This window comes from Amycolatopsis sp. SID8362 (genome assembly GCF_010550475.1).
GTDB classification, from domain to species: domain Bacteria; phylum Actinomycetota; class Actinomycetes; order Mycobacteriales; family Pseudonocardiaceae; genus Amycolatopsis; species Amycolatopsis eburnea.
In genome coordinates this window covers 59,775-74,127 of sequence record NZ_JAAGNB010000735.1, presented here as the reverse complement: position 1 = coordinate 74,127, position 14,353 = coordinate 59,775, and the positions used below count along the sequence as shown (strand labels likewise).

At 67.7% G+C, this 14,353-nt stretch carries 10 protein-coding genes; 1 reads left to right on the top strand and 9 read right to left on the bottom strand.

From position 1 onward, the window contains the following. Nucleotides 1-280 precede the first annotated feature (280 nt). Nucleotides 281-3,001 carry an AAA family ATPase gene (locus G3I65_RS22760; protein ID WP_160697900.1) on the top strand — a complete coding sequence of 907 codons (2,721 nt, stop codon included), beginning with the start codon at nucleotides 281-283 and terminating at the stop codon, nucleotides 2,999-3,001. Nucleotides 3,002-3,024: 23 nt separating this feature from the next. On the opposite strand, the gene G3I65_RS22755 is transcribed toward G3I65_RS22760, so the two are convergent. The 9 genes from G3I65_RS22755 to G3I65_RS57460 form a co-directional block, all read right to left on the bottom strand. Then, nucleotides 3,025-4,014 carry a discoidin domain-containing protein gene (locus tag G3I65_RS22755; RefSeq protein ID WP_160697899.1) on the bottom strand — a complete coding sequence of 330 codons (990 nt, stop codon included), beginning with the start codon at nucleotides 4,012-4,014 and terminating at the stop codon, nucleotides 3,025-3,027. A gap of 869 nt (nucleotides 4,015-4,883) precedes the next feature. Beyond that, nucleotides 4,884-5,423: a phage tail protein I gene (locus tag G3I65_RS22750; protein WP_160697898.1), complete on the bottom strand. Its 540-nt coding sequence runs from the start codon at nucleotides 5,421-5,423 to the stop codon at nucleotides 4,884-4,886. A gap of 1 nt (nucleotide 5,424) precedes the next feature. Further along, nucleotides 5,425-7,377, bottom strand: a complete 1,953-nt coding sequence (locus G3I65_RS22745; RefSeq protein WP_160697897.1) for a putative baseplate assembly protein — start codon at nucleotides 7,375-7,377, stop codon at nucleotides 5,425-5,427. 14 nt (nucleotides 7,378-7,391) lie between these two features. After that, nucleotides 7,392-7,784 carry a GPW/gp25 family protein gene (locus tag G3I65_RS22740; protein WP_160697896.1) on the bottom strand — a complete coding sequence of 131 codons (393 nt, stop codon included), beginning with the start codon at nucleotides 7,782-7,784 and terminating at the stop codon, nucleotides 7,392-7,394. Nucleotides 7,785-7,793: 9 nt separating this feature from the next. Next, nucleotides 7,794-9,689, bottom strand: a complete 1,896-nt coding sequence (locus G3I65_RS22735) for a VgrG-related protein (protein ID WP_160697895.1) — start codon at nucleotides 9,687-9,689, stop codon at nucleotides 7,794-7,796. Beyond that, on the bottom strand, nucleotides 9,686-10,369 hold the full coding sequence (locus tag G3I65_RS22730; protein ID WP_160697894.1) for a LysM peptidoglycan-binding domain-containing protein: 684 nt from the start codon (nucleotides 10,367-10,369) through the stop codon (nucleotides 9,686-9,688). The genes G3I65_RS22735 and G3I65_RS22730 overlap by 4 nt, the downstream gene beginning before the upstream one ends. A gap of 10 nt (nucleotides 10,370-10,379) precedes the next feature. Continuing rightward, nucleotides 10,380-10,841 (bottom strand): phage tail protein, encoded by a 462-nt coding sequence (locus G3I65_RS22725; RefSeq protein WP_160697893.1) that lies wholly within the window; start codon nucleotides 10,839-10,841, stop codon nucleotides 10,380-10,382. A gap of 43 nt (nucleotides 10,842-10,884) precedes the next feature. Continuing rightward, complete coding sequence (locus G3I65_RS22720) at nucleotides 10,885-11,376, bottom strand: phage tail protein (RefSeq protein ID WP_160697892.1); 492 nt, start codon at nucleotides 11,374-11,376, stop codon at nucleotides 10,885-10,887. 9 nt (nucleotides 11,377-11,385) lie between these two features. Next, the gene (locus G3I65_RS57460) at nucleotides 11,386-14,313 is read right to left on the bottom strand and encodes a DUF4157 domain-containing protein (RefSeq protein WP_239071381.1); all 2,928 of its coding nucleotides are present in this window, start codon (nucleotides 14,311-14,313) and stop codon (nucleotides 11,386-11,388) included. Nucleotides 14,314-14,353 lie beyond the last annotated feature (40 nt).

Genomic DNA, 14,353 nt, shown 5'->3' with positions numbered 1-14,353 from the left:
AACGGGCTAACCTTGTGGCCCAAGTTGTCCCCGCCTGACTGACGGTCCGTGCGTCGGTGCCGGCAACTCTCGCGACTGGTCAACCTATTCATAGGGGGCGGGCTGCCTGATCGTCACTCGACGACCAGCACCCGATTAGAGCGGAGACGTCGACATGGTCACGATATCGCCACACAGTGGTGCACAGAAGGGCAGTCACGAGAAGCCGGCCAACGCCCCGATCGGCTTCATACCCCCACAACAGGCCCCCGCCCTGCCCCGTGAGCGTCTGCTTCGCAGTATGGATCTGGCCGGCACCACCCGGATCGGCGCCATCATCGCACCCCCGGGCAGCGGGAAGACGACGCTGCTGGGGCAACTGGCCGGAACCCTGGACGTCGGCGTGGTGCCGGCACGGTTTTCCGCCTCCACAGCCGATCCGCCATGCGCCTTGCCTGCGGCGATGGCCGAGCAGTGGCAAACGCACCAGGGCGAACCAACCCCGCCGTCGGTGGATGCCGTACTGGCCACGGTCGCCTCAGCGGCATCAAAGCGGTTCGCGCTGTTCATCGACGACGCCGACCAGCTCGCGTCGGAGGACGACCTCCTGAGCCTCGTCACCTCAGCAACACCGAACCTGGTCGTCGTGCTGGCGTCCCGCACCGAAAAAATCCAGGAACTGGTTGCCAGCCGTAACATCGCGGTCACACGGCTCGGCTACGACGAACTACGGTTCACCCCTGCCGAAACCGCCGAGCTGCTCGCCCGGCCTTCGGGGCGCAGGCTGACTCCGGAGGCCGCCGAGCGCCTCTGCGAACGCACCGAGGGCTGGGCCGTCGCCTTGCGCATGTTCGACGCGGACACCCAGCAGCTGGACGAGATCGCACGCGAAGCGGCGGCGCACACCACGTGGAATGGCTCCCCCCGTCTCCAGCAGTATGTTCACGAGAAATTCATCGACGACCTCTCGCCACCCCAGCAGAAATTCCTCATCCGCTCCAGTTGCACAGGTTTGCTGGATGGGCAGCTGTGCGACGCGGTGCTCGGCACCGATCACGGAGCGGCGACTCTGCGGCAGTTCCGCGACAACCACCGGCTGATTTTCCCGTGCGACGGGTCCGGAACACGGTTTCGCTACCATTCGCTGTTACAGCACTACTGTGAGCAGCTCCTCACAGCACAGTTCCTGCCCGACGATGTCAGGCACCTTCATCGGCGAGCCGGAACCGAACTCGTCACGCGAGGCCACTGGGCTGAGGCATTCCGGGCATTCGCTCACGCCGAGGCTTGGGTCTCGGCGGCCGAAACTCTGTACGCCTCGAGGCGAACCTGGCCTGCTCTCCACGACTCCGCCCTCCTACCGGTGGCGTGGTTCACCGAAGACCCATGGGTCCACCTCGCCGACGCGCGGCGGCTGCGCGGCAACGGCCAATTCCGCGACGCGTGCGACGCCTACCGCGAGGCTGAAGCCCGGTTCACGGATTCACCGGCGCGGTGGCGGACGACTGTCGAGCGCGTCTCGCTGACCCGCTGGGTCGCGCCGGCCGATACGGAGGGCCTGGAGTCGGCCGATCACAAGGCCGACAACCAGTCTCGTTACCTCCGCCTCGCCATTGGAAAACGCCCAGCTCAGGCGCACGCGGACACGACGGCCGTCGGCGACCCGTACTGGCCACTCGTCCAAGGGATCGCGGCCGCCCTCGACGGCCGGGTCGCCCACGCGCACAGCCTGCTCCGTCCCCTCTGCGCCAACCAGGACCCCTTCGTCTCCATCGCCAGCCGGATCACCGTCGCGGTCATCGACTCAACCAGCGTCGAGCCTGCCGCGTCCACAGCCGACCTCGCCAGGTTGGCCGTCGAGGCGGAGGCCGCGGGGTGGCTCTGGCTCGCCCGTCTCGCGCACGCCGCGACGGCCCTCGCGGACATCCGCTACCTCGATGACGCGATCGCCATCCGCGCCGAGTGCCAGCAACTCGGTGACGAGTGGGGCAGCTTGCTCGCCGGCGTCGCGATCTGCATGGCCGCCTACCGCACGGGTGCCGACGTCGACCGCATCCTGCGGGAAACCATCGATCAGGCCCACCGGCTCAGCACGGTCACCCTGGAAACCTGGCTGCGTCTGCTTCTCACCGCGCAGCTCACGGCCCACAACGACCCCGGCGCGCTCTCCGAACTCGTCCACATCCAGCAACACATCGCCGATGTCCAGACGTCGAAGGCACCGGTGCTGACCGGTGAACTCATCACGGTGATGCACATCGACGACGAGAGCTCCGACTCGCGCGGCACAACCACTGCCCAGCACTCACCGAGTGTGGCGCCCGTGGATGTCGTCGAACTCCGTTGCTTCGGCAAGTACGAACTCCTCGTCGCCGGTCAGGTCCGCGACCTCGGCAAACTCCGGCAACAGCCGCGAACGCTGCTGTGGCTGCTGTCGATCCACGTCGGCAAACCCCTCCACCAAGAGGAGATCACCAACGTCCTCTGGCCGAATGTGACCTTCCGCGAGGCGAAGCACCGCCTCCACGTCGCGGTCTCCAGCATCCGGCGTGCGATCGACCCCTATCTGGAGCACACCCCCAGCATTCTGGTCCGAGATGGCCGTTCCTACCTTCTCAAGCTCCCGCCGAGCAGCAAGGTCGATCTCCTGACGTTCGAAACCTGCCTGCGCTCGTGGCGCTCCCGACAAAACACGATGGCCGTCGCGGAACAAAGCACCTTGCTGGACCAGGCTTTGACGGCGTACCGCGGAGAGTTGCTGGTCGAGTCCGGTCAGGCGGAATGGGTCCTGCCCGAGCGTGAGCGATTGCGCACCGAGGCGGCGAATGCCGCCGCCGCACTCGCCCGACTGCAACAGACCATCAACCCGAACCTGGCCATCGAAACCTGCCTGCTCGGCCTGCGCATCGACCAATACCACTACGGCTTGTGGCGTCTGCTGGCCGAGGCACACACACGCACTGGCAACGAAGCTGCCGCGCTTCGCGCCCGCCAGCAGTACATGGACCTCATCTCGACCTGACCGGGGCTCCTGCCTCGGCAGGCTCACTCCAGCGCGAAGAACTCGATCTCGGATATCGCCACGTCCTGCGTATGGTTCTGCGGCAAATAGATGTCTTCCACTTCTATCACAACCGAACGCACCAAGTCCGCCTTGTTCGTCTTCAGCGTTTGACCGTCGGGAGTGTCCGTCGGGTTGAGCAACACCGTTTGACTGTCCGAGAACGTCAGTTTCAGAATCTGCGGGCGTCCGTGATTGACGTAGTCGTCACTGGCACCCGAGTGCAGGATGAGATCACTGATGATGTAGTCGCCGCCGAAGGTGACCGTGAACGACGGGAGCTTGCTCTGCGTCGTGGGCGACACCCAATAGGTGTTCGAGAACTGGTCGGTGATGTTCTCGATCGGGTGCTGCGGTGTCGTGAACGAAGGGTCGTTGGCCGTAATGCTGGTCGGCCGCACCGGCTTCAGCGAAGGACGCACTTCCTGGAATATCTCCTGAACGGCGGAATTCACCGACCTCCGCACCGGCGGAAACGCCAGGTACACCAAAGTCAGCAAAATCACGATGATTCCCATCGCCGTGCGAAGCCGGCGAACCCCGACCGACATCCGCCATTTCCGGTGCCTCGCGGTCCCCTTTTGCCCCGGTCGCGTTCCAGCTGGGTGCTTCCGCCGGTTCCGGAAGAACCGCACAACTCGCTGCAACCACGTCGGGTCGACCTCTTCGGCATGGTCCAGCGACTCGCCACACCGGCTGCAGAACTTCCGCGTCGGGACGTTCCCCTCACCGCAGATGCCGCAGATCAAGTCGCCAGGGGCCAGTCGCCTGGTGGGCTTGGTCTTGTGAATCGTCCGTACCTGGCGCTGGACCGGCTGAGGGGCGACCTCCGGCAGCTCCTCCGCGCTCGACGTCGCATGCCCCTCGACCGGTTCGATCAGGGTGGCCGCGAGGTCCCGGCGCTCGTCGGCTTCCGGTCGACCGGCGTGCGGCACCGGCACCGCATCAGCCGACGGCACGGCCGCCGGCGACACGGACGGTGGCTGAAGATCGCCAGGCCGAATCGGCGGAGGCGGCGGTGGCTTCACCGCTTGCCCCGGCGGCGGAGGCAGCTTCCCCACGCCCGCGGCCGGCGGCGGCGGCGTTGACACTGCCGCCACCCCTTCCCCTGGCAGGGGTGGCGGCGGCACCTTCACCCCCGCCGGCGGAGGCGGAGGAGGCGGCGGCTTCACTGCTTCCTCTGACGTAGGAGGCGGCGGCATCGTCACCCCAGCCAGCGGTGGCGGCTTCACCGCGCCGCCAGGCGGAGGAGGCGGCGGCACCTTCACCCCCGCCAGCGGAGGCGGCTTCACCGCTCCCCCAAGCGGAGGAGGCGGTGGCGGCACCTTCACCCCCGCCGGCGATGGCGGCTTCACCGCGCCGCCAGGCGGAGGCGGTGGCGGCACCTTCACCCCCGCCGGCGGAGGCGGCTTCAGCGCTCCGCCAGGCGGAGGAGGCGGAGGTGGCAGCGGCATCTTCATTCCGGCAGACGGCGGCGGCGGTGGCGGCGGACCCGGTGGGGCAGGTGGCTTCGGTGCCCCAGGCGGCCTGGGCAGTCCAGGCGGTCCCGGCGGCTTCGATCCTGGCGCGGCCATGGCACCGCCGGGACCCGCGCCCCCTGGCTTCGCCGAGACGTCGACACTCGCTCCGCCGGCGTGCCCCGGAAGGTACATCCGCGCCGCGTCCTGGGTCCGTTGCCACCAGCCCCGAGACTGTTCTTCGGGCTCCGCCTCCTGGATTTCCTGGATGACCTCCGGCGGCACCTCGGTAGCGACCCTCTCGCCCGCCCACTCGAGGAACTTCCCGCAGTCGCCGCAGAACGCGTCGGCATCACCGTTGTTGTACCCGCAACTCCGGCAGACGATCACTTCGCCATCACCACCAACCTGTGCACGACATCAACCGGCTTGGCCGCACGGACGACGGCTTCGACGGCGTCCCGGGAAAACGTGGCCGGGTCGTTCGGCGTAACTCGCACCGTCACCCATCGCCGGAGGTCATCGGCGGCCGGGGGCGTCGGGCGCTGAGACCAGGCCGTGCCACCGCTCTCCTCGATTTCGATCCGCCCGTCCACGACCACGTCCAGATGCCGGCGCAGTCCGGTCACGGTGCCACGCATCCGATACAGTTCCACGGCTTCGGCGATCACCGAACGCTGGCTCGAGACCGGCCAGCTCTCGTCCAACACCACGCCGAACCAGCCGGCAAGCCACCGGACGAAGTCGTCGGGGGCCAAGCGCGGATCGAAATATGCCGGCAGGCAGTCGATGGTGCTGATGATGGGCACCAGCACCTCGTCGAGGCCGGCGGTCCAGCGTTCCAGGAACTGGTCCTCACGCAGCACCGCGGGGAGAAGCGTCATCAGCGGGTACGGGGACTGGACCCCCGGGATGGCAGCACGCATCTCAGGACTCCTCCACCCGGACCTGATGTTCGAAGGAGAACACCAGCCCGCCCTTGCCCACCAGGAGCTTGCCGGTCTCTTCACCCCGGCGCCGGGTCACCGGATTGGCCCCGAACATCCGCACGTCCTCGACCACGTCGACGCCCCGGACCCGCTGCAGAACGCCGAAAATCTCGGCGCGCAGGATCTTCCGGCCGAAGGGCCAGCCGCGTCCGTCTTCCCCACCGGTGATCGGGTTCAGGAACTCGTAGAGCGCGTTCTCCGCCTGTTCGGTGACGGCTTCCACATTGACCCGCGGGCGGGCCACCAGACGAGCCACCACGGTGACGCCCCGGTATTTCGGCGGTTCCACGATCACCTTGGTACCGACCAGGCGAACCTCTTCCAGCGCGGCGGAAATCCGCTCCAGGGTTTCCGGCGCCGGCACCAGATCTTCGAAATTGATACGCCCGTGATCGGCCGTCACCGCCGGAACCACCAGGACCTTCACCGCTCCCTGTTCGACATCGCCCTCACCGGCCGTGAGGCAGTGGATGCGTTTCACCTCGGGAGCGGCCTCCGTCGCGATCGCCTCGTAGTCCTCGGCGGTCACCGCACGGCTCCGGGTCCGCAGCATGATCGGTCCGCGAGCCTTCGCTTCGTCGAGGGTCTCGCCATCCGTTCCCCCCTGCGCGGGATGGAGGTTCTCCACCGCCGCCACGAACGGGATCGACGACTTCATGGTCGCGATCATTCCGGCGGCCACGTTCCCCGCGGCACCACCGCCGCACAGGTAACGCCGGACCCGGATCGTCGCGCCTCGCGGCGGCACCGCACCGCATTGGCGAACGCCGCCGTCCGGAAGCCGGATGACCGGCCCCAGCTCGACCTCACCCCCGACGGCATCGAGGATGAAGTGCCGATCATCCGGACCGCTCGCGGCGAAGTGCTCGACCTGGGTCCATTCCTGCCAGCCGTCCGCTGTGCTCACGTCGAGCTTCACGGGCTCGACGCCCCCCAGCACCGGCTTGCGGCGCACGCTCAGCCGTTGTCCCGGCACCCCCTCAGCTTCCCCGAGCACCTCGGATTCGATGATTTCGGCGTTGATGGCCAAGGCCGTCCCGCCCACGGTCGACACGCTCAGCTTGCGGACAACCGGAGACTCGCTGTACCCGGTTTGCCCTGGTAGCGGGTCGGTCACCCGGACCCGCAGCCACCCCGCGCGCCGTCCCTCGACAACACTCGCCTCGTGACCTTCGGGGAGGTGCACGACAAGCTGGCCGGGCTTGTTCAACCCCCCGGTCTCATCGGTCGTCACCGGGCAGGCAACCCACTCCGAGCCGTCCCACGCCTCCCAGGCCAGCGGCGGGTGCTTCGGGTTCACCCCGATCCCGCGGGTCTCCCCGACGTAGTCGATCCGCACCACGCAGCTCGGTGCGGGATCGCGCAGGCCGATCAGAAATTTGTCGCCCACCGCGGGCCGGTCCCCGAAGACCGGGAATTCCAAGCCGAGCTCGACCTTCTCGGTGTGATCGGCCGCCTTCTCGTCCACAGCGTACCGGCTCACCGCCGCGACCAGCGCCGTCGGGACGACGGTCAGGTCGCGCAGCGTGGAGAAAACCACGCTTCCTTCCCGGTCGGTCCGCACCGTCGAGGCCTTGGTGCCCGCCCGGACGACCATCGGGCCATTCGCGCGGGTGGTCAGCCAGAAGGTCACCTGGGCACGCGCCGGTGTCGGCGGAAGCAGTTTCAGTCCGAGCAGTTCCAGGAACTTGACATAGAGCCGATCGGGAACCCGGTTGAGCCGGTAGGACAGTTGCTCGACCATGAACGCGAACGTCTCGATCAAGGTGACACCCGGGTCGGAAATGTTGTGGTCAGTCCACTCCGGACACCGGCGCATGACGAACCTCTTGGCCTCGTCCACCAGCTCCTGGAACATCCTGTCGTCGAGCGACGGCGCGGGCAACGGCATGGCAGTCGCTCCTCTCACTCCGGAATGGAATAGAACGGGAACACCAGGTTACGGGGATCGTTGTCCCCGCGCAGGGAATACCCGATGTCGATCAGCAGCAGCGATTCGTCGTCCGGGCTCGGCTCGACCACGACCTCGCTGACGGTGGCGCGCGGTTCCCACCGGCGCAACGCCAGCCGGACCTCGCGCGCGATCGCACCGAGGACGTCCGGGCTCGCGCCGGCGAAGACGTAGTCACGCAGCCGGCAGCCGAACTCCGGGCGGAACGGGCGTTCCCCGGGGTAGGTCGACAGGACGATCGTCATCGCCTGCTCGACTTTCGCCTCGCCCCGCGCGACAGCGATGCCTCCGCTCGCGCTCACCCCGACAGGGAAGGACCAGCCCGAGCCGACGAAGTCGCCTTCCATGCCACCTCCCTAGTTCAACCTGATCTCGGTGCCCTTGATGGTCACGACCCCCATGCTTTCGATGGAGATCGAAGTCGTGGCTTTCAAAGTGAGGCGGGCCCCGCCGTCCACTGTCACCTCGCCCTCCGGGCCGGCCGAAACGGACACCACCCCATCGGTCGCGCCGATCGACAGGCGCCCGGCCGGCGACGCGCTGGTACCGGGCACCGGGTCGCACGTCAGCTTCGCCGTGCACTCCACCTGGTCGAAGGCGAGAGCGAGTTCACCGCCCTTCGACCCCAGATGGACTCCGGAAGCCGCGACTGGCTCGCTGTCCGGCGGTGGCGGCAGTTCGTCGTGGAAGATCAGCCCGTTGCCCGAACTGGAGACGAAGCCTCGCCGGACCACGTCGCCGACCGGCCCGGCTCCCTCGACCGGCGGACCGCCCAGGTCCCAACGGCTGTGGTTGTTCAGCAACCCGCCGAACACGTAGGGACGGCACGGATCGCCTTGTTCGAACGCGAGCAGCACCTCGTCCCCGACCTCCGGGAGGAAGCAGGAACCCGTCCGCTGGCCCGCACCGAACTGGACGACCGGGGCCCAGTCCGTCTCGAACGTCGGGGAGAGCCACGGCAACACGGCCTTCACCCGTCCCTTGCCGAGGGTATCGGTGCAGTTGCTGACGATTCCGCACACGACGCCGTCGATCCGCGACCGCGTGCGGGTGGTGGCCCGGCTCGTCAGCCCGAGCAGAGACCGGTCCTGCAGGCCGTTCGCGGCGAACGCCGTCCGATACCCGTGCTCGCTGTCGTCGAACACGTGCCGGGCGTGGGTGATCAGCCATCGGCACGCGAACTCCCGCTGCACGCCGGTCACTTCCAGCGCCACCCCGGGTTGAATCGCGGGGTTGCCGATGGCATCCCCTTCGGCTTCGGTGAAAGTACTGCCCACCTGTTTCGCGAGCCCTTGGGCGGCAGCGTCCACAGCGGACTGGATGGCTGTGCCATTCGCCAGCGGGCGATCGGACACGACGAACGCGGTCGTGCTGGGCTTGGGCCCGAGATACTGTCCCGGGGCCATGTCCGTCTCCACCGAGACGTCCAACTCGGTGGGCGTGAACTTGCTTCCGGTGGATGACGCGGTAGGCGCGCCCAGCGACGACTCCGGTTCCGGGAACTTTCCCGGAACGGCGACGGCCCGCGCGGCCAGCGGGTCCCAGGCCCGGACCTCGACGCCGGCAGGCAGGTTCCCGGCGGTCATCCGGGGCCGGAACGCCAGCAGGTCATGGGGGAACGTCGCCTCGACCGGCTCCGGATGAGCCGGCTCCTTCACCGTCGAAGCCGGCCGGAAGTAGAAGGTTCCAGTTGTCGCGATGCCGAATTCGTACCCGATCTCGTTCGCGCGGTCGGTCAGGAAATCCCAGTCGGTCTGGTTGACCTGAGCGAGGTACTCGAACGTCGTGGTGGTCGGAGGGATCAGGCCGGGCTCGAGGCCCGCTTCCACGGCGATCTCACGGGCCACGTCGGCATCGGTCATGTTGACGAACGTCCGGGTACGGCGAGCCCGTTGCAGCCGGTGCGTCTTCGTGTAGCCGCGGACGACGGTGGTGATCGACAAGCCGTACAGCAGGCCCTCGATCGAGGTGACCTCACCGGTGATCAGCATCCGCGGCTCGGACTCCGCCACCGAGCTGCCCCAAACCTCGATGGTGGTGCCCATGGAGATCCCGGCTCGCGACAGCGTTTCGCCGTCGCGGTCGTCGAGGGTGATCTCGAACATGCCCGGAAGCTGCGCGTCGAGGTCGACGACGGTCCGCACGACCCGCGAACTGACCCGCGCGGGCAGCGCCGAACCGCCGGCCCCGACCACGATCTTCGCCCGGACGGTGGGTGGGGTCATACCCAGCGGCGTCTGCGTTTCGGTCATGGCGCGCTCTTCTCTCGCAGTTCGTCCGGGCCGGGCAGCAACAGCCGTCGGCCCGAGCTCAGCCGCAGCGGATCGTCGACCCCGTTGGCTTCGGCGATGGCGCGCCAGTTCCGCGGACTGCCGTAGGTGGTTTGCGCGATGCGCGGCAGGTTGTCCTCGGCGACCACGGTGTGCTGCGCCCGGCCGGGAAGGCCGCCGGAAGTCGGGTTCATCGGCGGAAGCTCGTCCAGGTATTCCTTCAACGTCATGTTCGCGGAAATTTGCACCGGCTGCCCACCAGCCAGAAATCGTTCATAATTCAACGTGAGCGAAGACAGAAGAACTTTGTAATGCAAGCCCTTGGAACTACCCCAGGAAAGCTCCAACACCGGCAACATAAAGGTCCTGACAGTGGAACCACTCGACTTGTCATCCAGCGGCCTGAGCCAGACAAGTAACTGGTCGGTCATTTTTTTTGCATCACTACCGGCAAAAATCACCTTGTCGAGAGTGATGTCGAGTTGCGAAGCTCGCGTCAATGCCTCCTGAAAGCTTGCCCCCTGAACCCCTCCGGTAGAGTTGAAGTTCGCCTGAGTGATCCGCACGGTTTCGGGATTGAACTGGAACTGAACTGTCTCGCTACCGCCCACGAGCTGCTTCAGTTTGGCGCGCATGACCGGCGCCGACGACTGAATGGCCATGGCCACCTCCTCAGAAGAATCCCTCGTGGGTCAACTCAAGCGTCTCGATCGCCACGTTGTTGTCCTTCGCCGACAGTGTGGGACCGGTCCAGGCCGTCGGGTACACGCCGATCAGCGACCACGTCATCACTGTCTGGCCGGCGCCGTCCAGCAACGTGATCCTCGCTGTTCCGCCTCGATACGGCTCAGCCGAGGTGTTGTCGAGCCAGTTCTCGAAGGTCGACCGCAGCCACTCCTGCACGGTTTTGGAACTTGTGGCGTCCATCGCTCGTTCCAGCGTGATCGGCGTGAAGGAGATCTCACCAGGCAACACTTCGTCGTAGAAGGCATTACCCCGCTCACGCAGCATGAACGGTTTGCACTTGACGGCCAGCCCCTTGCATGAAGCCCACTGCCCCAGGTTGAGGCCGTCGATCTCGACGACGAAGCGCATGGCGAGCCCGAGGCGCTTGTTGGTCAGCGCTGTCGTCATTCAGTGCCACCTCCTTGAGTGATCCGAGGAGCGAATTCCGCGATCAGGCCCCACTGCTGCCCGCGCCTCCACCCGCGCTGGTTTCGTCGTCCAGGAACCCGGAGTGAGCCAGTTGCAGCGTCTCCATCGCGACCCGGGACTGCCCGCCGGCGTTGAGCTCCGTGATCGACCATCCGATGGGAAAGAACTGCTTGAGCGTCCACGTCACGACCGGCTTGTTCTGCCAGTCGACCAACTGGACGGCGCCGCTGAGCGGCTGCTCGCCCCGCGACGTGCTGACCAGCCATTTTTGCACAGTCGAAGAATCCGCGCATGCCGCACGGCTGAGTTTGATGTGTTCGTACTTGGTGTTCCCCGGATGGATCCACACCGCGTTCCCGGTGTCGCCGGCTCGGTATTCGCATGGCGACCACGTCACCGACAGGCCACTGGCCGACGCCCAGCTGCCCAGGTCGTAATTGCCGTGTTCGATTTTCACGACGAAGTGGTGGGCGAGGCTGGATGCGTGCGGAGTCGCCGCCGTCGTACTGGACATGTGCTCTCCTCACCGAAAGTCCGTCAAGGTGCCTGACCGTTCCCGGTCTATCAGGAGCCCCAGCCGAAAGCGGCGGTGGAGCCGCTCGTAAAGCCGGTCGGCGATCTCCTCGAGGTCGTCGTAGGAATCCAGGTCGACCCATCGCCGCGGAGGCTTTTCAGCCAGCCTTCCGACAAGCGCCTCCCAGTGCACCGGCTCCTCGGCTGCCGGTATCGGTCCGACCGCCGGCGACGACGCACCGCCAGCTTCCGGAACGGCGGTTTCCCTCAGCGTGAGGGAGCGCAGTGCTTCGGCCAGCCGCTCTGAATTTTGAGAAACCCCGGGCTGTGCGACGAACGTCGAAGAAAAGTCGGCGCTGATCGGTTCCGGCGTGGTCGAGAGTCGCACCGCGGTATCCGCCACATCTCCGAATTCCACGGCCCGTTGCAGCCCGGCCGCCACCCCTCCGGCCGCGACCAGCTCCGGCACCTCGGCAAGCTGCCGGTGACGGTGTACCAAGGGCGCCGAACCGCCGAACGATTGCTCGACGGCGATCGCTTCGTCCTCGATCAGCCTTCCCGCCGTGGTGCCCTCGGCGGGCAACGCCGCCCCATAGGTACGTTGATGCACCACGTGGGCGAGTTCGTGCGCCAGGAGCGGCGCCGCAGATCCCTCCAGCGCGCCTGCCTCGTCCGGGATGTACACCTCGCCTTTTTCGGTGTACCCGCGGGCACCGAGCCGGCGAGCCTGTGCGGTGACCTCGGGACCACGCCACACCCGGATGTCGCCGACGTCCACCCGGCTCAGCTGACGGAACCGGTCGAGCACTGGACGCGGCGCCGGTTGGTGATACCTGCCCACCGGTTCGACTCGGCCCTTCGCGCTTCCTGGCCCACCAGCCGTTTGTGGAACAACCCGACTTTCCCCCGATCGCGCACCGCGATCCTCGGCCAGTTGTCCCACAACAGCACCCGGATCCTCCGACGACCGGCCATGCCAGCGCAGCGGGCCGTCGCCAGGCCGCGCTGTCGAGGCGGTCTCCCGCAAGGATGCCGCCAGGCGGTGGCTGCTCCCCTGCTCAGCGAAGTCGACGGGCACCCTGCCGGTCTCCGGCCGACTTGGCTCGGTCGCACCGAGATCCTCCACGACGTCCGCCTGCTCCGGCTCGTGCGAGTTCGCCACCGACGCCCGGGACGCTCGCCGAATCAGGGGAGCCGTTCCCGGGTCCACCGTGGATGGCACCTCAGGCCGCGGAGAGTGCCCTGCCTCACTGGGGACGGAACCGGAATGGTGCGGCGGCAGGAGGAGGGGCGTCTCCTCCTGCCGCCGACTCGGTTCGCCAATGGCGAAGTCACGATCGAGCACGCCGCCTGATGGCGAACGCCCCGACGGCAACCCCTCGGCCCGCACCACGCCGGTCTCGGGTGCAGGCGCCTGCGGCCTAGCGATTTCGGCCGGCACCGCCGGCTCCGGCGGGACGCTCACGGCGGCCGGGCGCGAAACCCGGCCGCCACTGTCGTCTTTTCCGCTGCGAGCCGGCACCGGGCCGTGCCCAGCTGGAGGCTCCGTCGTGACACCCGCTGGCCCAGCGTCGGCAACCTCTTGCACTTGGGTGAGCGGATCACCCTCCGCAGCCACCACCACATCACGAGAAGCCCGCTCCGCCGCGACAATGGGCAGCGTGCCAGTCTCCGGCCGGCTTGACTCGACGTCCGCCTGCTCCTCCGACTCGTGCGAGCTCGCCACCGACGCCCGGGAAGCTCGCCGAATCAAGGGAGCCGTTCCCAGGTCCACCGTGGATGGCACCTCAGGCCGCGGAGAGTGCCCTGCCTCACCAGGGACGGAACCGGAATGGTGCGGCTCACGGTCGAGCACGCCGTCTGATGGCGAACGCCCCGACGGCAATCCCTCGGCCCGCGCCACGGCGGTCCCGGGTGCAGGCGCCGGCGGCCTCGGGATTTCGGCCGGCAGTGACGGCTCCACTGGGATGCTCACAGCGTCCGGGCGGGAAACCTGGCCGACACTTTCGTCTATTCTGCTGCGAGCCGGCACCGGGTGGCGCACGGTTGAGGGTTCCGTCGTGACATCCGGTGGCCCACTGTCGGCAACCTCTTGCACTTGGGTGAGCGGATCACCCTCCGGAGCCACCACCACATCACGAGAAGCCCGCTCCACCGCGAGGTGGGCCTGCGCGCCCTCTGGCTCTCCGGCGCCTTCCGCCGGCTGCTCAGGTACGGTCCCTGCGTCAGCTGACGCAGCTCCTTCGTCGCCGATGCGACGACCCCGCAACCCATATCCGAGCCGCCGGCTCTCCGCCAGGTTCGCCCGCCGTCGAAGCTGCGGCTCAGCCTCCACGGTCAGGGGGGCCGCGACCGGAGCTGCCGGGGGCGGCGAGGCAGGCACCTCGGGCTCACGCTCAGGGGTCTGCCAATGCGGCCGGGCAGACCAATCGACGCCCAGTTCCTCGTCCCGCCTCAAAGTCAACTGGCGCAGCCACGGGTCCGGCCGGTACGGCCTCGCCGCTACGCGCGCCGCGAACACGAACGGCTCGACCGCCCGATTGAAGCCGGCGGCCCGGCCCCGGTCCGGTTCGCGGACCACCGCAACACGCCGCCGTTCCACGTGCGGCAGCTCGTTCACCGCGCCCGCGCTCACCTCGTCTTCGACGTCGGGGGCGATCCCCCGCACCGTCGAGGTCAAGCCTGTGACTTGCCCGCGTGGCCGCTCGGCGGCGTCGAAGCGCGCAGGGACATGTCGGAGAAGACCGGCTTCCGGCCCCGCGGCCAGCGCGTCCCACGAGTCGTCAACAGTTGTCGGCGGGGCCAGCAACGTCTGCGGGAGCGGGGGCACCCGCGTCCAGGCCCGGCTCCGGACCCGTTCGCCAGGCGACCCCCCAGGTGCCTCCTGACGAACCGCCTCGGCCGTGGCGCTTCCCCTGCGACGAAAAGGCCACCGCATCGAACTACCTCCGACAGTTCAGGACGGGACTTGCCGGTCG